The 26,748-nt window shown below is 64.4% G+C and carries 17 protein-coding genes; 14 read left to right on the top strand and 3 right to left on the bottom strand.

What is annotated here, in order from left to right:
- The first annotated feature begins 174 nt into the window (after nt 1-174).
- The 6 genes from PTE30175_RS03275 to PTE30175_RS03250 all read left to right on the top strand — a co-directional run bounded on the left by PTE30175_RS03275 (nt 175) and on the right by PTE30175_RS03250 (nt 7,529).
- Nucleotides 175-936, top strand: coding sequence for an enoyl-CoA hydratase/isomerase family protein (locus PTE30175_RS03275; RefSeq protein ID WP_150695744.1), 762 nt, complete (start codon nt 175-177; stop codon nt 934-936).
- Nucleotides 937-1,013: 77 nt separating this feature from the next.
- The gene (locus PTE30175_RS03270) at nt 1,014-2,087 is read left to right on the top strand and encodes an ABC transporter substrate-binding protein (protein ID WP_150695609.1); all 1,074 of its coding nucleotides are present in this window, start codon (nt 1,014-1,016) and stop codon (nt 2,085-2,087) included.
- A gap of 23 nt (nt 2,088-2,110) precedes the next feature.
- Nucleotides 2,111-3,184 (top strand): ABC transporter ATP-binding protein, encoded by a 1,074-nt coding sequence (locus PTE30175_RS03265; RefSeq protein WP_150695608.1) that lies wholly within the window; start codon nt 2,111-2,113, stop codon nt 3,182-3,184.
- A 12-nt stretch (nt 3,185-3,196) separates the two neighbouring features.
- Nucleotides 3,197-4,945, top strand: coding sequence for an ABC transporter permease subunit (locus PTE30175_RS03260; protein ID WP_150695607.1), 1,749 nt, complete (start codon nt 3,197-3,199; stop codon nt 4,943-4,945).
- 5 nt (nt 4,946-4,950) lie between these two features.
- Nucleotides 4,951-6,552 (top strand): AMP-binding protein, encoded by a 1,602-nt coding sequence (locus PTE30175_RS03255; RefSeq protein WP_150695606.1) that lies wholly within the window; start codon nt 4,951-4,953, stop codon nt 6,550-6,552.
- Between the two features lie 155 nt (nt 6,553-6,707).
- Nucleotides 6,708-7,529, top strand: a complete 822-nt coding sequence (locus tag PTE30175_RS03250; protein ID WP_224788589.1) for an IclR family transcriptional regulator — start codon at nt 6,708-6,710, stop codon at nt 7,527-7,529.
- 47 nt (nt 7,530-7,576) lie between these two features.
- On the opposite strand, the gene PTE30175_RS03245 is transcribed toward PTE30175_RS03250, so the two are convergent.
- Both PTE30175_RS03245 and PTE30175_RS03240 read right to left on the bottom strand, forming a co-directional pair.
- A complete protein-coding gene (locus PTE30175_RS03245; RefSeq protein WP_150695743.1) occupies nt 7,577-9,082 on the bottom strand; it encodes a DHA2 family efflux MFS transporter permease subunit in 1,506 nt (501 codons plus the stop codon).
- A 57-nt stretch (nt 9,083-9,139) separates the two neighbouring features.
- A complete protein-coding gene (locus tag PTE30175_RS03240) occupies nt 9,140-9,589 on the bottom strand; it encodes a MarR family winged helix-turn-helix transcriptional regulator (RefSeq protein ID WP_191628804.1) in 450 nt (149 codons plus the stop codon).
- Nucleotides 9,590-9,934: 345 nt separating this feature from the next.
- Between PTE30175_RS03240 and PTE30175_RS03235 the strand changes: the two genes are divergently transcribed.
- Both PTE30175_RS03235 and PTE30175_RS03230 read left to right on the top strand, forming a co-directional pair.
- Entirely contained in the window at nt 9,935-10,789 is an 855-nt protein-coding gene (locus tag PTE30175_RS03235; protein WP_150695603.1) for an N-acyl amino acid synthase FeeM domain-containing protein, read from the top strand.
- 187 nt (nt 10,790-10,976) lie between these two features.
- The gene (locus PTE30175_RS03230; protein ID WP_150695602.1) at nt 10,977-13,934 is read left to right on the top strand and encodes a putative bifunctional diguanylate cyclase/phosphodiesterase; all 2,958 of its coding nucleotides are present in this window, start codon (nt 10,977-10,979) and stop codon (nt 13,932-13,934) included.
- Nucleotides 13,935-14,055: 121 nt separating this feature from the next.
- Here the strand turns inward: PTE30175_RS03230 and PTE30175_RS03225 are convergent, their stop codons facing one another.
- Complete coding sequence (locus PTE30175_RS03225; RefSeq protein WP_224788575.1) at nt 14,056-17,073, bottom strand: transglycosylase domain-containing protein; 3,018 nt, start codon at nt 17,071-17,073, stop codon at nt 14,056-14,058.
- Nucleotides 17,074-17,331: 258 nt separating this feature from the next.
- Between PTE30175_RS03225 and PTE30175_RS03220 the strand changes: the two genes are divergently transcribed.
- The 6 genes from PTE30175_RS03220 (at nt 17,332) to PTE30175_RS03195 (ending at nt 26,714) form a co-directional block, all read left to right on the top strand.
- Nucleotides 17,332-20,475, top strand: coding sequence for a DNA translocase FtsK (locus PTE30175_RS03220; RefSeq protein ID WP_150695601.1), 3,144 nt, complete (start codon nt 17,332-17,334; stop codon nt 20,473-20,475).
- 164 nt (nt 20,476-20,639) lie between these two features.
- The gene (locus PTE30175_RS03215; RefSeq protein ID WP_150695600.1) at nt 20,640-20,975 is read left to right on the top strand and encodes a helix-turn-helix domain-containing protein; all 336 of its coding nucleotides are present in this window, start codon (nt 20,640-20,642) and stop codon (nt 20,973-20,975) included.
- 15 nt (nt 20,976-20,990) lie between these two features.
- Nucleotides 20,991-22,271: a type II toxin-antitoxin system HipA family toxin gene (locus PTE30175_RS03210; protein ID WP_150695599.1), complete on the top strand. Its 1,281-nt coding sequence runs from the start codon at nt 20,991-20,993 to the stop codon at nt 22,269-22,271.
- 207 nt (nt 22,272-22,478) lie between these two features.
- Nucleotides 22,479-23,696 carry an ABC transporter substrate-binding protein gene (locus tag PTE30175_RS03205; RefSeq protein ID WP_150695598.1) on the top strand — a complete coding sequence of 406 codons (1,218 nt, stop codon included), beginning with the start codon at nt 22,479-22,481 and terminating at the stop codon, nt 23,694-23,696.
- A 148-nt stretch (nt 23,697-23,844) separates the two neighbouring features.
- Nucleotides 23,845-24,723, top strand: a complete 879-nt coding sequence (locus tag PTE30175_RS03200; protein WP_150695597.1) for a branched-chain amino acid ABC transporter permease — start codon at nt 23,845-23,847, stop codon at nt 24,721-24,723.
- A 2-nt stretch (nt 24,724-24,725) separates the two neighbouring features.
- A complete protein-coding gene (locus PTE30175_RS03195; protein ID WP_150695596.1) occupies nt 24,726-26,714 on the top strand; it encodes a branched-chain amino acid ABC transporter ATP-binding protein/permease in 1,989 nt (662 codons plus the stop codon).
- The last annotated feature ends 34 nt before the right edge of the window (nt 26,715-26,748 follow it).

Below are 26,748 nucleotides of genomic sequence, written 5' to 3'. Positions count from 1 at the left end.
TCCCCCTCGGCGCCAAGCGCGCTCTCCTCCTCAATAGGTGCAACCCGATCGCGTAAACCCTGACGCGATCGGTCTTGCGCCATCTTTTTGATGCGTCTATATTGCAGTTAAATAATAGTTATTACAGTGAGATAACTAATGAGCAACGCAACTGCAAAGGAAATCGTTACCCAAATGAGCCAGGACATCCTCGTCAAACACGTCGGCCCGGTGGGCGTCATCACACTGAACCGTCCCGCGAGCCTGAATGCGTGGACCATCGCCATGCGCGAACAGATCATCGACACGTTGCAGCGCTTCGACGCCGATGACGCCGTATCCGCGATCATCATGACCGGCGCCGGCCGTGCATTCTCGGCCGGGCAGGACCTTGGCGAAGCGCATGACTTCGACGGCGAGAAGGCCGTGTCGTGGATCAAGGGCTGGGAGCATTACTATGCCGTGCTGCGGGGCCTGAAGAAGCCGCTGGTGATGGCGCTCAACGGTACCGCCGCCGGCTCGGCGTTCCAGGTCGCGCTGCTCGGCGACATTCGCGTCGGCCACCCGGGCGTGCGCATGGGCCAGCCGGAGATCAACGCCGGCATCGCCAGCACTACCGGCCCGTGGATCATGAATCACATGCTCGGCATGTCGCGCACCATTGAACTCACGCTGACCGGACGGTTGATGGACGCCGACGAGTGCTATCGAATCGGCCTGATCCATCATCTGGTGCCGGAACACCAGGTATTCGACAAGGCCGTCGAGATCGCCACGGAACTGGCGACCAAGCCGCCGGTGGCCATGCGCCTCGACAAGCAACGCTTCCGCGAAATGACCGAAGGCACGTTCCGGGATGCGATCGAAGCCGGCATGCGGATCCAGCGCGAGTCGTACGACTCGGGCGAACCGGCCCGCATGATGGAAGCGTTCTTCGCAAAACGCGCCAAGCAGTGATCGGAGGTCGGCGCATTCCCGCGCCGCCCACGCCTCACGTTCCACGCGTATCTTCGCCCCACGCTCCGGAGACCCTCATGTCCGAACCGCGCAACCCGACCCGCCGCCGCCTGCTTCAAGCCGCCGGCGCGTTTGCCGCCGCCGCTGCACTACCCGCCACGCTGCCGCGCGCGGCACATGCCCAAGCCAGGCAACTCGTGGTGTCCGACCCCGGCGGTCCCTACACGACCGCATACCGCGCCGCCTTCTACGACCCGTTCGAGAAGGCCACGGGCATCAAGGTCGTCAACGTCGCACGCGACGCGCAACCGGTCGCCCAGTTCGCCGCCATGGTGCAGACGCGCAATTACGTGTGGGACGTCACCACGCTCACGTTGTCCGCCGATATTCCGTTTCTGGAATCCAAAGGTTTCCTCGAACCGATCGGCCTCAAAGCCACGGACTTCCCCGGCGTGATGCCGCAAGCGGTCACGCCCGACTGGCTCGGCGTCGATGTGTATTCGACCGTGCTTGCCTACCGGACCGACAAGTTCGCGAAAGGCGGCCCGAAATCATGGGCCGATTTCTGGGATGTCAAGAAGTATCCGGGCCGCCGCTCGTTGCGCCGCAGTCCGATCGATACGCTGGAGCAGGCGCTGCTTGCCGACGGTGTGCCGATCGACAAGCTGTATCCGCTCGATCTCGACCGCGCCTTCAAGAGCCTCGATCGCATCAAGCCGCACGTGAATCTGTGGTGGACGTCCGGCGCACAAGCGATGCAGGCGATCCAGAGCGGCGACGTGGACATGATGTCGACGTGGAACGGCCGCGCCCAGGCCGCGATCGATAACGGCGCGCCGGTGTCGATCGTCTGGAACGAAGGACTCTATTCGATCGAAGGCTGGGGCATCCCCAAGGGCACGCCGCGCGCCGAGTTCGCGAAGCAGTTCGTGCGCTTTTGCGGCGATGCAAAGCGCCAGGCATTGATCACGACGGATCTGGCCTACGGTCCGACGAACCTCAAGGCGTTTGATTCGATTGTGCCCAAGCGCGCGCCGATCCTGCCGACCGCCCCGGACAACCTGAAGAATATGCGCCTGCCGAGCCCGCAATGGTGGGCCGAGCATCGCGCCGCCGCGACCGAGCGCTTCAACGCGTGGATCCTGTCGTAAGTTCTCTTGCCGTAGACGCCATCATGACCGCCAAACTCGAGACCGTCGGCCTCGCCAAGACCTACCGTGAAACGCCGGCGCTGCTGCCGACCGATCTGCGGGTGGCCGCCGGAGAATTCCTGACGCTGCTGGGACCCTCCGGTTCGGGCAAGACCACGCTGCTGCAAATGATTGCCGGGCTGGTCGAGCCCAGCGCCGGCCAACTCTTTATCGACGGCCGAGAAGCCACGCAAGAGGCCCCCGGCAAACGGGGCATCGGCATGGTGTTCCAGAGCTACGCGCTGTTTCCGCACATGACGGTGTGGGACAACGTCGCCTACGGGTTGCGCATGCGGCGTCTGCCGAAGGCTGAGTTGGGCGGCGCGGTCGATGCGGCGCTCGCCATGGTCAAGATGCAGGCGTTCGGGCAGCGGTTCCCCACGGAACTCTCCGGCGGCCAGCAGCAGCGTATCGCGCTGGCCCGCTGCTTCGCGTTTCGTCCGTCGATCATCCTGCTCGACGAACCGCTCGGTGCGCTCGACAAAAAACTGCGCGAACACATGCAGCTGGAAATCCGCCGGCTGCATCAGGAACTCGGCGCGACGTTCATCTACGTGACCCACGATCAGGACGAAGCGCTCACGCTGTCGGATCGGATCTGCCTGATGAACCAGGCGCGCATCGAGCAGATTGGCACGCCCGCGGAACTGTATGACCGGCCCGCCACGCGCTTCGCCGCCGACTTCCTCGGCCACTCGAATCTGCTCGACGGGCTGGTAAAAACCTTGCCCGACGGCCGCGCGGCGCTGCGTATCGGCAACCGTCTCGTACCGGTTGCGCCGTCGGCCGACCTTCCGGCCAGCGGGCAAGCTTGCCTGTTGGTGCGCCCGGAAGCCGCGCGTCTGACGGCCCCCGCCGACGGTGCGCTCGCGGGCACGATCCGGGAAGTGGTATTCGTCGGCAGCGATACGCGCGCCATCGTGTCGCTAGGCAATGACAACGGCGCTGCCGCCGACGTCGATTTTACGGTCCGCTGTCCCCGCAATCTGTCGCCGCGCGTCGGTGAGACGGTCGGGCTCGCGTGGGATCACGCCCGCGCCACGCTGCTTACCCGCTAAGGAAGCCTTCCCATGTTGCTTGCTCAACGCTTGCCCCAAGCGGGAACGCGGCCGTCCTGGCCGCGCCGCCTGCGCGCCTGGTTGCCCGCGGTGCCGGCGCTGTTGTTCCTCGTGGTGTTTTTCGTCGTGCCGGTCGTCGAGATCCTGCAGGGCGGTCTGTACAACGCCGATGGCGTGCTGTCCACGGCACAATTCGCGCGCATGACGCACACGCCGGTCTACGCGAAAGTGATGCTTACGACGTTCTGGATCGCATTCCTGACGGCCGCGCTGTCGGTCGTGCTCGGCTATCCGATCGCTTACCTGCTCGCGCGTCTGACGGCCCGGGCCCGCGAACGCTGGCTGCTCTGGATCATGCTGCCGTTCTGGACCAGCTATCTCGTCAAGACGTATGCCTGGATGCTGTTGCTGTCGAAAACCGGCGTGCTGACGACCATCGCGTCGCACCTCGGACTGATTGCCGACACGTCGACGCTGGCGCCGTCGATGATGGGTGTGCTGATCGGCATGGTGCACGCGATGCTGCCGCTCGCCGTGATGACGATGCTGCCGATCATGCAAGGCATCAACACACAGCTGGTGCAAGCCGCCGAGACGCTCGGCGCGGACCGCGCCACGGGCTTCTTCACGATTTTCCTGCCGCTGTCGGAGCCGGGCGCGGCCGCCGCCGGCCTGCTGGTATTCATCACGAGTCTCGGCTTCTTCATCGTGCCGGCACTGCTCGGCTCGCCGAAGGAATCGATGATTGCGCAACTGGTGATCTCGTCGGTGCTCGAATTGTTCGACCTGCGTTTCGCCGGCGCGCTGTCAACCGTGCTGCTGCTGTGCTCGATCCTGGTGTTCTATGTCTACGACCGGGTGGTCGGCCTGTCGTCGCTGTCGGGCGATGCACCGCGCCCTAAAGGCGGGCAGGGCGGCCGCGCGTTGCCGGTGCTGCTGGCGATCGGCCGCGCGGCCGGGAAGTTGCATTTTCATCGCGCCGGGCGTGTGCCGGGCAACCGCGGCTTGAAGCTGTATACGTGGGCGGCTGTGCTGCTGCTGGTGCTGCCGATCGCGTTCGTGGTGCCGCTGGCGTTCACGCGCAGTCCGTTCGTGGCGTTTCCGCCGGATCTGTTCAGCCTGAAATGGTTCGGGGCGTTCCTGAGTTCGGCTGTCTGGCAAGCCGCGCTGTGGCGCTCGCTCGCGGTCGGCTTCTCGACGGCCGTGCTCGCGCTCGCCCTCGGCTTCGGGGCGACGCTGGCCCTGTCGCGCATGTCTGGCCGCTACAGCAAACCGCTGTTTGCGATGTTCATTGCGCCGCTCATCGTGCCGCGCATCGTGATCGCGGTCGGGCTGCTGTATCTGTTCGCCCGGCTGGGCCTGACGGGCTCGGATGCCGGCCTCGTCATCGGACACACGGTGCTGGCGATTCCCTATGTGGTAGTGACGCTGTCGGCAAGCTTCAAGCGTTTCGACTGGCGTCTCGACGATGCCGCGAAGATGCTCGGCGCGTCGGGTTTCACGCGGGTGCGTACGGTGTTGTTGCCGCTGCTCGCGTCCAGTCTTGGCGCGGCGTTCCTGTTCGCGTTCATTGTCTCGTTCGACGACCTGACGATCGCCATCTTCGTATCGGGCGGCCTCAACACCACGCTGCCCAAGCAGATGTGGGACGACATCCAGCTCGCCGTCACGCCGACGCTCGCCGCAGTGGCCACGTCGCTGGTGTTCCTGGTGGCCTTCGTCGTCTGGCTGTCCTCGTATTTCAAACGTCATAGCTATTGAAGACCATGCACTCCCCCTCGCATCCCTATACGAAATACTTCCCGCAGCGCGCCCACGGCGACGGGCTCGACGTCGCACCGCTGCTGCATGCCGGGCTGCTCGACGCCGAGCGCGCAGCCGCGCCGGTCGTCGTCTACGAGGGTCGTGCCATCGGCCGCGCGGAAATGGCCCGGCAAGTTGCGGCACTCCAGGGGTGGCTGGCGGCGCAAGGGTTGCGCCACGGCGACCGCGTGGCCGTCATGCTCGGCAACAGTGCCGAACAGATTGCGTTGATCTACGCGCTGATGCTGTCCGGACTGGTGTGGGTGCCGGTCAATACGCGCCTCAAGGGCGACGGCCTGCAGTACCTGCTGCAGCATGCGGCGCCCAAGCTGCTCGTGAGCGAACCGTGCTTTGGCGATGTCCTTGCGGCCAGCGACGCGCTGAGCGCCGAATCCGTTGAACGCCCCGGCGTTGCCGTACCGCGCGTTTGGCTCGCGGATGTGATGACGGACGCCGCCGCGACGTCATCGGGCGCGGCGCTGCCATTGCCGGCCGTGCGTCACGACGATACGTTGTGCATCATCTATACGTCTGGCACGACAGGGGCGCCCAAGGGCGTGCTGTTCACGCACCGCATGATGCGGATCGCCAGCGAAGCGGCCTTGCGCGTTGCCGACGGGCGCGATGGCGACCGTTTGTTCCTGTGGGAGCCGCTGTGCCATATCGGCGGCGCGCAGATGTTGTTGCTGCCGTTCCTGTGCCATGTGGAGCTTCACGTGGTGGAGCGCTTCTCGGCGAGCCGATTTTGGGCGCAATGCGAAGCGTCGCAAGCGACGCAGCTGCATTACCTCGGCGGCATTCTCGACATTCTGATGCAACTGCCCGCACAATCGCAGCCCAAGCATCATAGCCTGCGCGTGGCGTGGGGGGCGGGCGTCTCGGTCAGTGCGTGGCAAGCCACACGCGAGCGCCTGCAATGTGCGCTTCGTGAATGCTACGGCATGACCGAGTGCTCGAGCTTCGCGACCCTGAACGACGCAGACAAGCCCGGTTCCATCGGCAAGCCATTACCATGGCTCACGCTGGAGCTGCTTGGCGACGACGGCCTGCCGGTCACCGATGGCGAGATCGGGGAAGTGGTGCTGTCGAGCGATGTCGAGGGCGTATTTCTGCCGGGGTATCTCGACAATCCCGATGCCACCGCCAGCGCGTTGCGTGACGGCAAGCTTCATACTGGCGACAGCGCGCGGCGCGATGCTCATGGCGACTTGTATTTCGTCGGCCGCCGCACCGACAGCATGCGCGTGCGCGGTGAAAACGTGTCTGCGTGGGAGATCGAACGCGTTTTCGCACGCCATCCGGCCATTGCCGCCAGCGCGGCGGTCGGCGTCGCCAGCGCGATCGGCGAGCAGGAGATCCTGCTGTACGTGCAATTTCGCGAAGGGGCATGCGTCGAATGGCCAGCCTTGTCCGCGTGGGCCGCCGAGAAGCTCGCCAGCTATCAGTGTCCGCGTTACTATTTGCGCGCGGACCGGTTCGAGACGACACCGAGCGAACGCATCAAGAAGCACTTGCTGGCCCGCGACGCCGGCGCCGCCTGGGACCGCATCGGTATCCCGGCCTGAGACGCGCAAGGCGGATCGGGGCAGGGCCCGCCGTGACGCGTGTATTCACGTGAAAGGGCCTCGGGTTATCGAATGCAAATAGAGTCTTATTTTTATGAGATAATTTCAGCCCATCCGCCCCTATTTCCCTGCTCCTCATCGTGGCCACGCAAAAAATCAGCAAACCCCGTGCGAAGGCGTCGTCCGATGACGCGACCCCGTTGTCGACCGAATCGACGCTGTACGTCCAGTCGGTCGAGAAGGCGATGAAGGTGCTCACGGCGTTCGACGGTTCAAAACGCCACCTCTCGCTTTCCGAGATCGCTGCAGCGACCGGCTTCGACATCAGCGCCGCGCAGCGCTTCACCTACACACTCGCTGCGCTTGGCTATCTGCTCAAGGACACGCAAAGCAAGAAGTATGAGCTCTCGCCGAAACTGCTCGACTTTACGTATCACTATCTTGTGTCAAACGAACTGGTGAGCCGCGCCGCGCCGTATCTTCAGCAACTGGCCGCCGAAGTCGAGGAGGCGACCAACCTGACGGTGCGGCTCGATACGGACATCGTGTTTGTCCTGCGGATCGTGAGCCGCAACGTGTTCAACGCGAACGTGATCGTCGGCTCGCGCCTGCCGGCCTATTGCACGGCGCCGGGGCTGGCAATGCTCGCGACGCTTGGCGACGACGAAGTCGACGACATTCTCGCCCGCACCAATCTCGTCGCGTATACGCCGTCGACCCTCACGAACGTCCGCAAGATCAAGGAGCGGATCGCGCGGATTCGCAAGGTGGGATATTCGCATACCGAAGACGAATACTTCATGGGCGATATCTCGACGGCCGCGGCGGTCACCAATCAGGACGGCCGCGCGATCGGCGCGATCAACATCGCGGTGCCGCGGGTGCGCTGGCAGGCCGAGCGCGACGAGCGCCGGTTCGCCGATCTTGTCCTTTCCACGGCGAGCGCCATCTCGGTGCGGCGGCGCCAGGAGATCTGAGGCCGGGCGCATGCCGGTGGCGCCGGCGCCGCCGATGCCCCGAGTCGTCAGTCGGCCGCAATATGCATTATTTCCTCCGGTTCTGCGGCGTGCCGCTTCTTGACCCGGATCAGGAGCAGCAGCGGCATGACCACGATCGTCATGATCATCATCAGCTTGAAGTCGTCGAGATAGGCAATCATCGCTGCCTGCCGGGTGATCTCGGCGTTGAGCGCCGCCAGCCCCGACGCGCCGTAGGCCCGGGTGAACATGTCTGCCGCGCCGTCGCCGAGCGAGGCGTACGGGCTCACGTGCTGCGCAAGCGAGGCGTGGTTGATCTGCGTATTCTGCGTGAGCAGCGTCTGCACGACGGAAATCCCGATACTGCTGCCGATATTGCGCGACAGGCTGTAGATGGCGGCGCCATCCGCACGCAGGTGCGAGGCCAGGGTGGAAAACGTGATCGTGGTGAGCGGCACGAACACGAAGCCGAGGCCGAAACCCTGGATGACGCCCGGCCAGACAATGTCCGACGGGCTCAGCGTGGTCGTATAGCCGGCCATCTGGTAGAGCGAAAACGCCGTGGCCGCGAAACCGAAGCCGAGCAGCAGCCGTACGTCGACGCGGCCGACCAGCCGGCCGACGAACAGCATTGCCAGCATCGTCCCGGCGCCGGACGGCGCGGTCACGAGGCCCGTGAGGATGGCGGGATAGCCGAACAGGCTCTGCAGCATCGGCGGCAGAAGCGCCCGCGTCGCATACAGAATGATCCCCACCACGAAGATGTAGATCACGCCGGTATTGAAGTTGCGGTCCCGCAGCAGGGCACGGTTGAAGAAGGAATGCGCGTGGGTTGTCCAAGTATGGACGACGAAATACGCGAAGCAGATGATCGCACCGAGCATTTCCATCCAGATTTCGGGCGAACTGAGCCAATCCTGCTGCTCTCCCCGGTCAAGCAATAGCTGGAGCAGGCCGATGGCGAGCCCCAGCGTGACGAAACCGAGGGAATCGAATTTCTCCACCTTGACCGGCGGCGGTTCGCGCAGGTAGGCGGCGATGCCGAGAAGCGCAATCAGTCCGATCGGCAGGTTGATGTAGAACACCCAGCGCCAGTTATAGCTGTCGGTCAGCCATCCGCCCAGCGACGGGCCCAGGATCGGACCGACCATCACGCCCATGCCGAACACCGCCATCGCCGAGCCGTGCTTGTGCGGCGGGTTGATGTCGAGCATGGTGGCCTGCGAGAGCGGCACCAGCGCGGCGCCGCAGATGCCCTGAAACAATCGGGCGACGACGATTTCCGAGAGCGATTGCGCCATGCCGCACAGGGCGGAGGCGATGGTGAAGCCGGCGACCGACCACAGGAATACGCGCTTGCGCCCAAAGCGCGCGCACAGCGTACCGGTGAGGGGCGTGGCGATCGCGGCCGCGACAATATAGGACGTCAACACCCAGGTGATGGAATCCTGGGACGCGGACAGGCTGCCCTGCATGTGGGGCAGCGCCACGTTGGCGATGGTGCTGTCGAGCGTTTGCAGCACCGTGGCGAGCATCACCGACATGGTGATCATGGCGCGATGCTTTTCGTCGGACGGCGCCTGGGCGGCGGCTTGGATGGCGGACACGTCTTACCTTTCGTGCTCGGACGACGTCAGGTTGTCGAGCACCTTGCGCAGAACGCGGACCAGTTCGGCCCGCTCCGCTTCGGAAATATTCTGCAGCGCCTCGGTCTCCACCGCGTTCGCGAACGCAATGATGGTGTCGATCTTGGCATTCGATTTTTCGGTCAGATGCAACTGAAAGGCGCGTTTGTCGCGCGGATCGGGCAAGCGCAGTACCAATTCCTTCTCCCTCAACCGGTCGATCAGGCGCACCAGCGCCATCGGGGTGAGCTCCATGCGCTCGGCCAGTTCCGCCTGGCTCATGACGCCGTAGCGATTGAGCATGACGAGCACCCGGCATTGCGCGCGCGTCAGGTCGAAATGGTCACGGGCGCGCCGGTCGAACGAGCGCGAGTACACCCGGGCGACATCGTGAACCAGGGTGCCGAAACGGGACGACCAATCAATCGGGGGCATGGAGGCAGCGGGCAAAATGATAAACAGGTTTATCATTTTGCCAGAACCCGATATTCCGCGTAAAGGGGGGGAGAAGAAATAAAAAACGCTTGTCGGGATTGGGGTGTTCCTGAGGGATGCGGGCGCGCGGGGAGGGGGGCGACCGGCGGAATGCCTTGTGGGCGGGCGGTGGGCGGGGCAACACGATGAGGACGCCGAGCGATGTCGGACAAACGATAAAAAACAACGAAGTAATAAGCACTTGACACGTAGGAATCCTAGGTCAAGAAAGAGAGGTGCCGACCGCGCGGCGATCCGTGCCGCGCGGTCGGCACATTCGTTCAACGACTATCAGGAGTGTCACATATGTACGACCTTACACACGAATTCGCGCTTGCCCATGCCCAGACCCCGGCGGTTTTGGACGCCGTGCTCACGCCCGCCCGGCTGCCGATCGGCGATCTCGCCAGCCTGCGGGAAGAGCGGCTGCCGTTTACCGTCCGGATCGCCCGTGACGATGCGTCCCTCCGGAAAGCCGTGTCGATGCGCCAGTCCGCTTACGGCCGTCATCTGCCGGAGCTGGCGGCGACGCTCGGCGAGCCGGAGGACAGCGATCGCGAGCCCGGTAGCCTCGTGCTGGTGGCTCAGGCGCGGCTCGACGGCGCGCCACTGGGCACCATGAGAATCCAGACCAACCAGTTCCAGCCGCTGCATCTGGAGGAATCGGCGCCGCTGCCGAACTGGCTGGCCCACTGCGCGCTGGCCGAAGCAACGCGGCTCGGGGTGGTTTCAGGGCCGATGGGTAAGGTTGTGAAGACGACGTTGTTCAAGGCGTTCTATCAATATTGCCTGCTTAACGGCATCGATTGGATGGTCATTACGGCGCGCCCGCCGCTGCACCGGCAGTATCAGGCGCTGATGTTCCAGGAGGTGTTCCCGGATCGAGGGGTCATCCCGATGGCGCACGTCGGGGGTATCGGCCATCATGTGCTGGCCCTCGAAGTCGGCATGGCGCGGCCGCGCTGGCAAGCGGCGGGCCACCCTCTCTTCGGTTTCATGTGCCAGACTTTCCACCCGGACCTGCAGTTGCATGAAACGTCCGGCGATGTCACAGACCGCCTAACGCTACCGCAAGCCAGTGACCACGCGCATTTGCGGGATTTATCTTTTGCCGCCGAACCTGTAGCATTCGAACCATCACATTACAGTGTGGCCGTGTAATGCCGTTAAGCGGTAACACGCGCAAGTGGGCAGTGATGGAAAGAATGTAATGCCTCGTGACACGAGACGCCTGCCCGCCGGCCGATTCCGGCGGGACGGGCGCGGCACAGGCATGTTGACGCACGGGCTTCACCCGTCGGGCGCCGCGCCGGTCGGGGAGCGCATCATCAAACCAAGGGCAAGGGTCATGACGGGGGTCTCCGGGAGCGAACGGACAAGCAAGCGGTGGGGCGTGTCGGCGCGGCTCGACGAGCTGTTTCATACGGTATCGTTGTACGCGGTGCCCGTTGCCATCCTGTTGCTGTCGCTGCTTGTCCTGTTTTTTCAGGAAAACCAGTACGCTGTGCACGGCAACCTCCCGTTGTCGTTCCAGGCGCGCGGTGACCTGCCGTCGTCGTTCAGTCTCGAGGCGGCCGAGCATGCGGTCGCCGCCACCCCGGAACTGCGGCAGTACGATACGCACCTGTCCGAAGCACCGGTCTGGTTCCGCGTGGCCGTCACGCCTGCCGCGGCCAACGAATCCACCTATATCGAATTTCCCTCGCGCCACGCCCAATCGCTCGTCTGTTGGCGCGATGGTGCGCAGCAACCGGTCGGTCATGGCGACCGAACCGGCGTTTCCGGCGGCATCCGGGTGTCGAAGGCGGGTTTTTCGATCAATCTTGGCCGCCTGAAAGAACCGGCCATTTTGCTTTGCCAAGGGACGTTTTCCGGGCCGGCGCACCTGACGCTCACGGCATGGCCATCGAGCCAGTTGTCGTTGTCGGAGAAGGAATTCCACCGCAGCACGGGCTTGCTCGAGGGCGGCTTGTTGACGCTGTCGGGGTTCGTGCTCGTGACCGCGATCATCAATCAGGAATGGCTTTACGTGCTGTTCGCGGCGTGGCTCGTCGGCAATCTGCGGCTTGCGGCGAACTCCATCGGCGCGGATACGCAGTGGCTCGAACGGGCGATTCCGACCGATTGGGACGCATTTGTCCGGAAATTGACGTTTGCGATCTACTATGTTCTGACCTACTCGCTGTTCACGCAGTTGTTCCGGCGGGAACTGCAGCGCATCGGTCTGCGCTGGATGGTGATGGCGCTGCAATGGAGCGGCGTGCTGCTGTTTTCTGCCGCCGTGGCGTTGCCGTACGCGCATTTCGTGCCGGTGCTGTGGGTCGTGGCCGCGCTCGGCATCGTCATCGTGCTGTGTCTGCTCGTGAGGATTCTCGTGATGACGCGGTCTCGCGTAGCGCTGTGGTACAGCGCATCGCTCGCGATCGTGCTGTTTGCCACGTTCTCCGAAGTCGTTGCCGCCGCTTTCAATGCGCGGGCGCTGGCCGGCACGCTCAACAGCGTCACGGCCGCGCTTTTCTCGAGCATGATGGCGGCGCTGGCCATCGCCGAACAGATGCGCGCCGAACATCAAGGCAAGCTTCAGGCGCAGGCGGAACTGCGCAATGCGTACGACGTCACGCCGGTCGGGCTGTTTACGCTCGACGACCAGGGCGCGTTCGTGCGCGCCAATGCCGCGCTGCATACGATGCTGGGTATCGGCGCCTTGGGGTCGCATGAGTTCCGTTGGGACGATTTCTTTGGCCAGAGTACGTGGCGCATGCTCCAGGACGTTGCGCAGCAACGCGGCGAATCGGAGCTGGAAATCTTGTCGCTGCCGCAGCCGGACGGCAGCAGCAACCGCTATCTGGTCAAGGCGATTCTCGCCAACGGCCGCATCGAAGGGTCGCTGCAGGACATCACCGAACGCGCCAAGACCATGGAGCAGCTGCGCTTTCTGGCCGAAAACGATTCGCTGACGGGCGTGCCGAACCGGCGCGGTATCGAAAAGAGTCTGGAAGAAGCGATCCGTACATTGTCCGACACCCGTCCGGCCGCATTGGCGTATCTCGATCTCGACCGCTTCAAGCTCGTCAACGACCTGTTCGGCCATCATGCCGGCGACGAAGTGTTGCGTCAGGTGTGCGACCGCGTGCGCCAACGACTGTCGGCCGACCAGAGCGTGGGCCGCACCGGCGGCGATGAATTCATCATCGTGTTTCGCGACGCGACGATCCGCGAGGCCGGCGCGATCGCACGGCGGCTCGTCGACGCCATTGCAGGGGAACCGTACCCGATCGGCAACCGGGCATTTCAGGTGCGCGCGTCGATCGGCGTCATCGAGCTGGCGGCCGACATGCGTGTGCCCGACGCGATTTCAGCGGCCGATCGCGCGTGCCGTGAGGCCAAGAAGGCGCGGCGCGAATTGGTCGTGTACGAGCGCGGCGCATCGGCGTTTCGCGAGCGGCTGGACGAGTTGCGTCTCATCGACGCCCTCGACGCCGGCCTCACGCCCAACAGCCTGTATCTGGAAATGCAGCCGATCATGGCGATGGCCGACCCCGGCGGCTCGTTGAACTTCGAAGTGTTGCTGAGAATGCGCGATGGCGACGGCAATGTCGTGCCGGCGCACCGGGTTATCACGGCGGCGGAAGAAAACGGCACTATCGGCATGATCGACAAATGGGTGCTTTCGAGTACGCTGGCCTGGCTCGATGCCCACCGCGAGCGCTTGCCCAAGACGCTTTTTGTCTGCGTGAACCTGAGCGGCGCATCGTTGAACGATGAGCATTTCATTCGCGACATCTTCGCCACGCTCGCCGAATACGAGCGGGTAGCGGGACTTCTGTGCATCGAGATCACGGAAACGGTGGCGTTGCATGATCTCGACAATACGCGGCGGTTCGTCGACCGGATTCACACGCTGGGCGGCAAGATCGCCCTCGACGACTTCGGCGCCGGCTTCAGTTCGTTCTCGTATCTGAAGGATCTGCCGGTCGACGCCATCAAGATCGATGGCGCCTTCGTCAAGAGCATGTTGACCCATCCGGCCAATGTGGCGATCGTCGAGGCAATCGTGGCGCTGGCCAAGAATCTCGGCATGCGCAGCGTTGCCGAGTGGGTGGAGGACGCCGAGACCCTCGAGGCATTGTCGGAACTGGGCGTCGATTATGTTCAGGGATACCTGATTGCGCGTCCGCAGTCGCCTGAGGCGATCCTCACGGCCGACTCGGCCGTCAGCTTCATCCGCGATCCGGATTTGGCCATGCTGTTGACCGAGCTGGGCGACGAGTACTATGCGTACGGTGGTCGCACGCGTATGCAATAACGCTTTCCCGTCTGCGGCACGATGCCGGCGGTATTCATTCATAGTCCTAACCAGGAAGCCATGCTCTCCACACTGCTGAAGCCATGGTATCGGCACACGCACGCCGGCCGTATCGCCGGCGCTAGTCGCGGCAGGCCAACGGCCCCGCCTCGGCGCCCGTGCGCGACATGTCTGACAACACCGGCGCGAGCGACTTCAACAACTGCACCGCAAGTGCGCTGGTGAAGCTGAAATGCGCGGCGTCGGGCGCACGCACGAACGCGGTGACGGTGCCGAAGAACCGGTCGTCGAGGAAGAACACGAATGTGGCCGAGCGCGTGACCACGCGCGAAGCGATCAACCGGCCGCCCGGGCCGTACGTCTCGAACCGTTGATCCCCCGTCCCCGTCTTGCCGCCCACCTGCACCGGAAAGATGCCGCGCAATGAACGCGCCGTGCCGCCCTCGACCACATCGCGCATTGCCGCGCGTACCACCCCCGCGATGTCCGACGGCAGGCGGCGCGTGCCGTCGCCAGCGCTCAGCGAAAGGCGTGTCTCGAAGGGCGTGTTTTGTGCGAACGTGAACCGGCGCAGCGATTCCATGGGACGTCCCACGCCGTCGTCGACGATCAACCCGACCAGTTCGGCCAGTGCCGCCGGCCGGTCGCCGGAAGCGCCGATGGCAGTGGCCAGCGACGGCGTCAGGCTGTCGAACGGGTAGCCCACGCGGCGCCAGCGCTTCGCGATTTCCTGAAAGGCTTCGACCTCCAGCAGCCGGCGGATCTTGCCGACCTGCGCCTGCTTGTGACGCGTCTTGAACAGCCACGCGTAGACGGTCTGACGGACGTCGCGGCTGTCGTCGCGCAACTGTGCGAACGTGGCGTCCGGCGTGCGCGACAGGCGTTCCACGAGCCACAGCTCGAGCGGGTGGATGCGCGACAGGTAGCCGCGGTCATTGAGCGAGAACTTGTCCTGTGCGTATTTCCGGTAGAGCTTGGCGAGATCGTCGTCGTCCAGCGCGGCGGACGCAGGTTTCGGCAAGCGGGCCCGCATCTGCCGCGTGAACTCGGGCAGCGGCATGTCGGGCGCGACGCTGCGCAGCGCCGTGGCCAGGCGCACCGCCGTCAGCCGCCGGCCATCGAGCATGCGGTCGAGCGCGGCGGCGGCGTTCAGTCCGTGGTACTTGCGGTAGAAGCGCAGCAGGTAATCCGTGCCTTCCTTGTCGGCAAAACGGACCACATATTCGCGCCGCTGCGGCGAATCCGGATCGGGCAGCCAGACGTCGAGGTCCGGGTGAATGCGGTACGTCTCGTGGCGAACGATGTCGCGCATCAGCCGGATGAACACCAGATTCACGGAATGCTGGAACGCCTCGCGTACCGGCATCATCACCGAGTTCTCCCATCGCTCGAAATTCTCGAAGCCCTGCATGCCGCCGCCGGTGAAGAAGGCCTCGCCCGGGTTGCCGGAATAGCGCCGGTCCATCGCTGCGTCAAGCAGATCCTCGCGCGTCATGCCGGGCGTGTGCGCCAGCGTATCGGCGGCCCAGCGGCTCAGTATGTCACCCTGCGGCAGCTTGAGCGCGCGCAATTCGGCGGGGGACATAAGGTGGTACTGGTCATACAATTCCGCGATGATTTCGAGATACGTCACGATCGTTCGCAATTTTGCCGTCGAACCGAGGTTGATGCGCGCGCCCCGATTCAGATCGAATGGCTGATCGATGTTATCCGCCTGCACGCGCAGCAGATTGGCGTGGTCGCGTTGTTCATAGAGCGTGACGGACAGCATCAACTTGGATGGGTCGTCGCCCTCGCGCAGCAGATTGAAGCCGTAGAGTCCGGCGGCGTGCGCGCCGTCCTTGCCGCGCACGCGCACCAACTGGTCGGTGACCGCCTCCTGCGCGGCGGCATTGATGCTGCTCGCCGCACTGAGGTCGATGCGGTCGAGATTGTAGAGCGACGGCTCACCGAGCAGCGACGAGATGCGCGTGCGTAATCCGGTGACCGCTTTGCGTTGGATATACGAGGGTTGCGCCGGCAGCCCGGGCGGCGTGGCGCGTTCCAGGCGTATGCCGAGCGCGGCGTCGCGCAGGCCGGCGGGAATGGTCCCCGCGGCGGCAAGCAGCCGCAGATAGCTGTCCGTCAAGGTGTCGAGATAGGCGATGTCCTGGCGCAGATATTGCGAGGGACGCCGCTGGGCGATGATCAACGAGAGCACCTGCTTGTATGCGCGCGCCTGGGCTTCGGTCGGATGACGCAGGCTCTCGTCGGTGCCGGGCGCCTGGGAGAGCAGGCGGTTGAGTTCGTCGAAGTCGGTCCCGTACCAGACCCAGAGGCCGTCGCCGAGCCCTTCGACCTCGCCGTGGCCGACGCGGGCGGAGAGCGGCACGGAATTGAGGTAATCGAGCACGATGTGCTGGCGTGAGGGCATCGTGAGCGGGCCGTCGAGGTAGGCGCGCACGGACGCGCTGGCCATTTGCCGGATCTTCTCGCGCGGCGAGGTGGTGCGCCCGGATGGCGAATGACGGTATTTCTCCAATTGCGTGGCCAATGTGCTCCCGCCCGGGCTGGTGTGGTGCGGATCGACGAATCGGAGCAGTTGATCGGTGCCTGCGAGCATGAACCGCGGCCAGTCCACGGCGGGATTGCGCGTGGGGTACTCGGGATCGAGGAGCCCGCGATTTTCCACATAGAGCAGGCTGGCGACGACGACTGGCGGCACCGATGCAAAATCGGAATAGACGCGGCGCGGCAGGCGCTGGCGGTACAGCATGTCCCCGTTGCAGTCGGTCAGGGCGAGGCCGGCCTGGGCTTTCTCGTGGTACGGCAAGAACAGGCCGTCACCGCCAAGTGACAGCATGCCGGCAGACATGCGTGCCTGTTCAGTAATCGCGAAGCCGTGCTGCGTCAGCCGCGAGAGGTAATCGGGCAGGGCGTGATAACCCAGTCGCTCATCGTAGGGGCCGCTGCCGGGAAATCGGATGGCGTCGCTCGGGCCGGGGGCCATCTGGTAAGTCGCGTCGCGTCCGACGCGCGAAAGATAGCGCGACTGCCAGCGTGAAGTCGCAGCCTCCTCGGCCACGATTTGGACGACGGCGTACACGAGGCCACCGACGATGGCCACCGCGATCAATAAGGCCCAAGTGCGTCGTGTCACAGTTGGGTGGGTTTTGTTGGAGTGGTGGAGTGCGCTGGCATCGAGGACCACGCCCGTGGACGCGGCACGACGCGATTGTCCGGCGGCCGTGACTTCCCTTCAAAGATGACAGATTATGCCATGCGGCCAAATCGTGTATACCCTAGCGGCGGCCGGCTGTGACGCGATTTCATCGTTGTGAAACGTTGATGGCAGGCCGGTTTCGGGTGATCGACCTGCTACAATCTCTGCCCGAGGTTTACTGATTTTCGATCGACTATGGCGTTTGGCTGGTTCGGACTTTCGACGTTTTGGCTGCTGGCGTTGCTTTGGCCTGGCGTGCGGGGTCTGCTTGGCGCAGAGCTGCGCCTGTTGGGGCCGGGTACGCTGCGCGTCGCGGTCGGCACGCCCCTCGCGATGGTCAGCAGTGCCACGCTGGCGGCCCTGACCGGCGCAGGCGCCGGCACGGCCGGCGGCGCTGTCGGCCAAGCGCTGTCGCGCGGCATGGCGGGAGTACTGGGCAGCGGTATTGCCCTCGCGCTGGCCGCCGGCACACTGCTGCTGGTGCTGCCGATGCTGTGCGGCACGACGTGGTGGGGCTTGTTGCTGCCATCCGGCGCGCAGAACGACGCCGATGCGCATGACGCCGAGGCGCGCTTCGATGTGCGCCATGAGACGCCTCGCGGCACGTCATATCGAAGCGTACGCGGCGTCCCGGAGAGCATCGCGCAATGGCACGGCGGGGCAGGGGGGCACCACAGTGTGGGCCGCTTGCCCGAGGAAATCGTGCCGCGCCGCAGGGGGCTTGCCGCCCAGCCGCGCTGGAAACTTTCCGACAAGGAGCGCGCCCGGCTCGATTCGGCGCCGCCGCCGCCGTTGCAGGTGCGCGGCGTGATCCGAACCGAACCCGCCCTGGCGCAACCTCGGCCGACTGTACGGCGCAACGGCGCCATTGCGGGGCCACATGGAAACGCCGATGCCGCCGAAACGACGCTGGCGCCGAACACGCGCCCGGCGCGGGTGCCCGGTGTCGCGCCAGCGCATTTGCGCGGGACGATCGTACGCAGCCCATTTCGCAAACCGCAACTCGGACTCGAGGATTTCCGGCGCCCCCCGCCGGCAGCGCCTGTGGGCGGCGTGACCGCGCCGGCAATGGGGTTGGCGCCGGCAGGCGCCGCCGCCGCGGCGGTGGTGTTGCCATCGGCGGCTGACGCGGCGAGCGCTGTGGCAGCGCATGTAGATACGGGTGATGCGCCGCCGCCGCCGCACGACGAAATGCACGACGAAGCGCACGACGAAGCGCACGACGAAGCGCACGACCGGATTGCCCGGGAGGCGGCGTGGCAGGAAATGGCGGCGCTGCGTGAGGCAGCCGAGGTGCTGTTGCGCGATCTGCAGCAATGGGCCGCATGGACGCGTGGTGAATCGTCCGCGCTCGAATTGACGCCGGGGTCCCCGATTATCGAGACACCTGCGACGCTCGGGATTCCGGAGACGGCTCAGGCGCCCGAGTCGTCGCAGACGCCAGGCACGCCGCCGGTGCCGGGGACACCCGAGGTGCCGGGGACGCCGGGCACGCCCGAAGTCCCGGATGCCCCGGCGACTCCGGAGGTGCCGGGTTGGCCGCCGTCACCGGAAGTGCCGGATACGCCGTCGACGCCGGAAGTCCCGGACTGGCCGGTCGAGCCGGACGCCTCCGACGTCACGCCCGTCGAACGCGTGTCGCATCTTGTGCCGGACGAGGCGTCGAAGCCGAAGCCGAAGCCGCGCTATGTGATTCGCGCGGTGGTCGGTAACACGTTGCCGCCGCTTGATTCGTCGGCCGCTTCGTCGGCACCGCCGGCCCGCGTTGTCGAACTCGACACGGACACGGACTTCGGCTCGGCACCCGATTTGGCCGCCGATGCGCAGGCCGATGAACCTTCTGTGCCGGCGCCGATCGTCAACTATGATTTGCCGCCGCTGGCGCTGCTTACGCCGGCCGCCGACGGTACGGCCGAGGTGCCCGCCGAAGCGCTGGCTGCCGTTGGGCAACTGATTGAGCAACGCCTCGCGGAATTCAAGGTGCCGGTGACCGTCGTCGGCGCGTCCGCCGGGCCGGTCATCACGCGCTTCGAAGTCGAGCCCGCCGTCGGCGTGCGCGGTGCGCAAGTCGTCGGACTGGTGAAGGATCTCGCACGCGCCCTGGGCGTCACGTCGATTCGGGTCGTCGAAACGATCCCGGGCAAGACCTGCATGGGCCTCGAATTGCCTAACGCCCAGCGGCAAATGATCCGTCTGTCGGAAATCCTCACGGCACGTCCGTTCGAGACGCACGCCTCGCGCCTGGTCCTCGCGATGGGCAAGGACATTACCGGTGTGCCCGTCGTCACCGATCTGGCCCGCGCCCCGCATTTGCTGGTGGCCGGCACGACCGGTTCGGGCAAGTCGGTGGCGGTCAACGCCATGATCCTGTCGCTGTTGTACAAGGCGACGCCGGACGACGTCCGGCTCATCATGATCGACCCGAAGATGCTGGAGTTGTCCGTCTACGGCGGCATTCCCCATCTGCTGGCGCCGGTCGTGACGGACATGAAGCAAGCCGCGCACGCGTTGAACTGGTGCGTTGGAGAAATGGAGAAGCGCTACCGGCTCATGTCCGCGTTGGGCGTGCGCAATCTCGCGGGCTACAACCAGAAGATCGACGCGGCCAACGCTGCAGGGCAGAAGGTCGGCAATCCGTTTTCGCTCACGCCTGATGCGCCGGAACCGCTGGGCCGCCTGCCGCTGATCGTCGTGGTGATCGACGAATTGGCCGACCTCATGATGGTGGCCGGCAAGAAGATCGAGGAATTGATCGCGCGCCTGGCGCAAAAGGCCCGTGCTGCCGGCATTCATTTGATACTCGCGACGCAACGGCCCTCGGTCGACGTCATCACGGGGCTTATCAAGGCCAATATTCCGACACGGGTAGCGTTTCAGGTGTCGTCGAAGATCGATTCGCGCACCATTCTCGATCAGATGGGGGCGGAATCATTGCTCGGGCAGGGCGACATGCTCTTCCTGCCGCCCGGCACCGGCTATCCGCAACGCGTGCACGGCGCATTTGTGGCCGACGACGAAGTGCATCGTGTCGTCGAACACTGGCAGCAGTACGGCGAACCGGATTACGAGGAGGCAATCCTCGCGGGCGACCCGGCCGATGCCGCATCGGCCGACCTGTTCGGCGAGGGCGGGAGCGATGCGGAAGCCGACCCGTTGTACGACGAGGCGTCCGCCTTCGTGCTCAATACCCGGCGAGCGTCGATTTCCGCTGTCCAGCGCCAACTGCGCATCGGCTACAACCGTGCGGCTCGCCTGATCGAGCAAATGGAGGCCGCCGGACTCGTTTCGCCAATGGGCCGCAACGGCACCCGGGACGTCCTTGCACCTGGTGGGGACTGATCCCGTGCATTGCGCCGAAAATTCGATTTGCTTCAATAGCCAACTTTATGGCTTTTGAATGTAATATGTAAGCTAATGGCCATTTTTTTATCTGTTAGTGAAAATTGCTGTCTGAGCTATAATAGTAGCCATACGCATCAAAAGTTCGTCTAAAAGGTGAATTTATGGCTGTTGAGACGGAAGCACGTTCCACTGACGACTGGATGGTTTACGTCGGCGATCAATGCCGGGCGATGCGATTGCGCGCCAATTGGGACCAGGAGACGCTGGCGCAGCGTGCCGACGTGAGCGTTGGGGCGGTGAAGAACCTGGAAGGGGGCAAGGGCTCGTCGATGACGACGATGATCAAGGTGCTGCGTGCCCTGCAACGCACGGACTGGCTCGAAGCCCTGGCACCGCGGATCAGCGTCAGCCCGATGCAGATGCTCAAGGCCAGCCGTCACAAGGCCCCGCGCCAGCGGGTTTCGCGTCCGCGCAAGCGCGCCCACGGCGATCTTTGAGCGAGACATTCCCACATGGCATATCGCCCTGTCGATCTGATCGAAGTCCGCATGTGGGGCCAGACGGTCGGCGCCGTGACGCTGGATCCGACGCTCGGCTATTACGTTTTTGAATATGCACCGCAATGGCAGTCGCAAGGCATCGAGATTTCGCCGGTGAACTTGCCGGTCGCCCGGTCGACACATGTCTTTCCGCTGCTGCCGGAGGCCACGTTCAAGCGCTTGCCGGCGGTGCTGGCCGATGCGCTGCCGGATGACTTCGGCAATGCCCTGATCGACGCCTACCTGGCCCGTGAAGGCGTGACGAAAGCCGCCATTACGCCGCTGGACCGGCTTGCGTACATGGCCGGGCGCGGCATGGGCGCGCTCGAATTTCGCCCCGCCCGCGGTCCCCGCCGGGTCAAGCCGACGGCCATTGAAATCAGCGAACTCGTGGCCGGCTCGCGTCGAGCCCTCGCAGGGCGCTTCGATGGGGATCGCGAGACGGAAGCCGCGCTCCTGCACCTGATCCAGGTGGGCACGTCCGCCGGCGGCGCACGCGCCAAAGCCGTCATTGCCTGGCATCCGGACACCCATGAAATCCGTTCCGGACAGTTGCCGGCGGACCCGGGCTTCGAGTATTGGCTGCTCAAGCTCGATGGCGTCGGGCGCGATGCCGAACTCGGCACGGGCGGTCACTACGGCCGCATCGAATACGCGTACCACCGCATGGCACTGGCCGCAGGCATCGAGATGAGCGAATGCCGGCTGCTCGAAGAAAATGGCCGAGCGCACTTCATGACGCGCCGCTTCGATCGCGTGGGCGACGAGAAACTGCACGCACAAACACTGTGCGCGATGCAGCATCTCGACTACAAACAGCGCGGCACGCACGACTACAACCAGTATTTTCAGGCGATCGATGCACTCGGATTGTCCGCCGAGGCGCGCGAGGAAGCGTTTCGCCGCATGACGTTCAACGTCCTTGCGGCCAACTGCGACGATCACACCAAGAATCTGTCGTTCCTGATGGACCGCGCCGGACGCTGGCGGCTTTCGCCGGCGTATGACATCACGCACGCGTACAACCCGCATGGCGAATGGACGTATCAGCACCTGATGTCGGTCAACGGCGCCTTTCGCGGCATCACACGCGAAGATCTTCGGCAAGTTGGCGACCGTTTTCTGGTGCCTGCACACCGAAGCATCGTCACGCAAGTCCAGGACGCCGTTGCCGAATGGCCTCGTCACGCGGCCTCGGCGGGACTCCCCGGCGACGAGATCGCGCGCGTCGCAAGCGATTTTCCGACCCTTTGATCTCCTTAATATAGGGGTATTCCCGCCTTTGCGTGCGAAACTCAGCGGTCACATAATCGGCGCGCTAGGCCTGTCGTTCGCATCGTTCCGATTGCCCTGAAACGAATTCCAAGCATGGGGCGGCAAAAGCAGGAGACGTATCGATGCGCGTCAGCATGCCTTGGCTATATTCAAGCGTCGTACCGCACGCAATCGACAGGAGACCATATGCACTTCCGTTTCAAGCTTATCGCTGGCGCCGTTGCATTCGCTGTGTCGGCCACCGCAGCCGTGGCGGCCGATCCGATCAAGATCGGGGTTTCCGGGCCGTTCACGGGCGGTTCGTCGTCGATGGGCGTGTCCATGCGCGATGGGGTGCGGCTGGCCGCGGCTGAAATCAACAAATCGGGCGGGGTGCTGGGCCGCCAGATTGTCCTCGTGGAACGCGACGAGGAAGCCAAGAACGAGCGCGGCGTGCAGGTCGCGCAGGAGCTGATCAACAAGGAGAAGGTGGTCGCGACCGTCGGCTACATCAACACCGGTGTGGCGCTGGCCTCGCAGCGCTTCTATCAGGACGCCAGGATTCCGGTGTTCAACAACGTTGCGACCGGCACCATCATTACCGACCAGTTCAAGCCACCGCAATATCCGGATAACTACGTTTTCCGCAACTCGGCGAAGGACAGCATCCAGGCGCCGATGATCGTCGAGGAAGCCATCGCCAAGCGCGGCTTCAAGAAGCCGGCGATCCTGGCCGATTCGACCAATTATGGCCAGCTTGGCCGTGAGGACCTGGAAAAGGCGTTGGCCGCGAAGGGCATCAAGCCGGTCGCCGTCGAGAAGTTCAACATCAAGGACGTGGACATGACGGCCCAACTGCTGAAGGCGAAGCAGGCCGGCGCGGATGTGATCCTGACCTACGGCATCGGACCGGAACTGGCCCAGATCGCGAACGGCATGGCGAAGCTCGGCTGGAAACTGCCGATCGTCGGCAGCTGGACCCTGTCGATGGCCAATTACATCGACAATTCGGGCGCCAACGGCGAAGGCGCGCGCATGCCGCAGACCTTCATCCAGGAGGCGAACACGCCCAAGCGCAAGGCTTTCATCGACGGCTACCTGAAAATGTTCAAGCCGAAGAACAACCGGATCGACTCGCCGGTCTCGGCTGCGCAAGGCTATGACTCGGTGTATCTGCTGGCCGCCGCCATCAAGCAGGCCAACAGCACGGACGGCCCGAAGGTGCGTGAAGCCCTCGAAAGCCTTCAAGCGAAGGTCGAAGGCGTTGTGACGACGTACGACAAGCCGTTCACCCGCGACGACCATGACGCCATCACGGCCAATATTCCCGTGATGGGCGAAGTCAAGGGCGGCCGAGTGGTCTACGCCTATGACGCGGACCTCAAGAACGGTGCGAATGTGCGCGCCAAACACGCAAGCAAATAAACCCTCAGGCAGTGACGCCGGCCACACGTTGGCCGGCTTTTCGTCGGGGCTGCGGCGCATGGGGCCGGGCCCCGACGTGATACGTCTGCCATGACGTCTCCTGTGCCGCAGTGTCTCGTAGGCTCGCCCTCACGCGAGAGAGGACCGCATGACCATCCTGATTCAACTCATCTACAGCGGTATCGCGCTGGGGATGATTTACGCCGTGATCGCCTTCGGTTATCAACTGACGTTCGCGACGTCCGGCACGCTGAACTTTGGACAGGGCGAAGCGTTGATGCTTGGCGCCCTGGTTGGCCTGACCCTCGTCGATTCCCTCGGCCTCAATTATTGGCTGATGATCCCCATTGTCTGTCTGTTCGGGCTGCTTCAAGGCGCGTTCGTCGAGCGGATCGGCGTGAGACCCGCACTTCGCATCAAGTCGGAGTTCGGCTGGATCATGTCGACGATCGCGCTCGGCATCATCTTCCGCAATGTTGCTGAAAACCTGTGGGGGCGGGACGACTTGAAGTTTCCGTCGCCGCTGCCGGAAGCGCCGGTGCATCTGCTTGGCGCCAATGTGTTGCCGATGGAACTGCTCGTCGTGGGCGGCGCGCTCCTGATGATGGCCGCCGTCGAGCTTTTCAACCGCCGCTCGATTTACGGCAAGGCCGTCGTGGCGACGTCGAACGATCGCGACGCGGCTGGTCTCATGGGCATCAATACGAGCCTCGTCATCACCTTCTCGTACGCGCTCTCATCGATGACCGCGGCTTTCGCCGGGGTGCTCATTGCGCCGTTGACGCTCACGGGCGCGACGATGGGCGCGGTGCTTGGCCTGAAGGCGTTCGCCGTAGCCATTATCGGCGGCCTGTCGTCCGGCATGGGCGTGCTCGTGGGCGGCGTGATGCTTGGGGTGGCCGAGACGACCACCGGCTTTTATCTGTCGACCGGCTACAAGGACGTGCCGGGACTCGTGCTGCTGTTGCTGGTGCTGGCCGTGAAGCCCGCCGGCCTGTTCGGCAAGACCGCCATCAAGAAGGTGTGAGCATGAGCGCACAGACGACTTCCCAATCCCTGCGCGCCTTTGGCGGCCTCGGGGTTTTCGGCGCGCTCGGCGCGCTGGCGGGCCTGGTGGCGTTGTTCGGTTTTCCGCTCGCCGTCAGCAATCCGTATTACATCCACATGATCGAAACGATCATGATCTACGCGATCCTGCTGTTCGGGCTCGACATCGTGGTCGGCTACACCGGCCAGGTGTCGCTCGGCCATGCGGGGCTGTTCGGCGTCGGCGCCTATGTCGCCGGCGTATTCTTCACGAAACTCGGCCTTTCGTTCTGGTTCGCCGTGCCTGCTTCGGTGCTGGTCACGGCCGGGTTCGGCGCACTCCTGGCGCTGCCCGCGTTGCGGGTGATCGGACCGTATCTGGCGATGGTGACGCTTGCGTTCGGCACCATCCTCCAGATCCTGATCAATGAAATGGACTTTCTGACGTCCGGCCCGCTCGGCATCAAATTGTCCAAGCCGATGATCGGCGGCCATGCCATCGACGAAGTCGAGTACTACTGGGTCGTGGCCATACTGTTGCTCGCCGCGATGCTGGTGGCGCACCGCATTCTCAAGTCGCATCTGGGCCGCGCGTTCGAGGCATTGCGCGACAGCCCGGTCGCCTCGGATTGCATGGGGGTCTCGGTCTATCGCTACAAGGTTTACGCATTCGTGATCAGCGCGGGATTCGCCGGCCTTGCGGGTTGCCTGTATTCGTATTCGGAACAGTACATTTCGCCGAACACATACAACTTCGAATTGACGATCCTGTTCCTGCTGGCTGTCATCATGGGCGGGCGCAAGACGCGCAGCGGCTCGTTGCTCGGCGCCGCGATCATCGTCCTGTTGCCGCAGTTGCTCGACGACATTGCCATCTTCCGCATCGTGGCATCGTTGATTGCCGTCGTGACGGTCGCCGCCGCCGGCGTCGCGATCGCGCGCGCACGCACCACGCCCCGCCGGGCGGCCGTGCCGGCGATCGGCACGGTGGCGCTGGCGGCCGTTGCGTGGCGGCTCGAAGCGTTGACCGATTGGCGCCTGACGATCTTCGGCCTGATGATCCTGTTCGTCGTGTATTACCTGCCGGACGGCATTGTCGGCTTCCTGCGCCAGGGGATCCTGCATCGCCGCCGGGCGATGACGGTGTCGGCCGCGCAAATCGACGACGCCGTCGCCACCAAGCAGGACCCTGTGCTGGCGGCTGCCGCCAGCGGGCCGGACGAGTTGCTCAAGGTGCGGCAGATCCTGATGCAGTTCGATGGCCTGAAGGCGCTGAACCAGGTCGATCTGACCGTGCGCCGCGGCACGATTCACGGCTTGATCGGCCCGAACGGCTCGGGCAAGAGCACCATGATGAACGTGCTGACCGGCATCTACGTGCCCACAGCCGGCACCATCGAGTTTTCCGGCAAGTCGATCGCGGGCAAGTCGTCGGCCGATATCGCGCTGTCGGGCATTGCGCGGACGTTCCAGAACGTGCAACTGTTCGGCGAGATGACGGCGCTCGAAAATATCCTGGTCGGCTTGCATCACACCTTCGACGCGAACCTGGCCGACGTGGCGCTCAGGCTGCCGCGCTACACCCGGGACGAGGCGGCCGCGCGCGCACGGGCCCTGTCGCTGCTTGAATTCGTGGGCCTGGCGCCGCTGGCGGACGAAGAGGCGCGCAATCTGCCGTACGGCAAACAGCGCCTGCTCGAGATTGCCCGCGCGCTGGCGCTCGATCCGAAACTGCTCTTGCTCGACGAACCGGCTGCCGGGCTGACCGCGCCCGATATTCGCGAGTTGCTGTCCATCATCCGCAAGATCCGTGACCACGGCATCACCGTGATCCTGATCGAGCACCACATGGACGTGGTGATGAGCACTTGCGAGACGGTGTCCGTGCTCGATTTCGGACAGAAGATTGCGGAAGGCCTGCCTGCCGCGATTCAGTCCGACGAGAAGGTGATCGAAGCGTATCTCGGTGGCGCCGGCGCCGTGAGCGCCTGAGAGGCCACCCCGCAACCGCAACTGAACACGGACC

The organism is Pandoraea terrae (assembly GCF_902459695.1).
GTDB classification, from domain to species: Bacteria; Pseudomonadota; Gammaproteobacteria; order Burkholderiales; family Burkholderiaceae; genus Pandoraea; species Pandoraea terrae.
The sequence above is the reverse complement of the archived record's forward strand: the minus strand, read 5'-3'. Positions and strand labels throughout refer to the sequence as shown.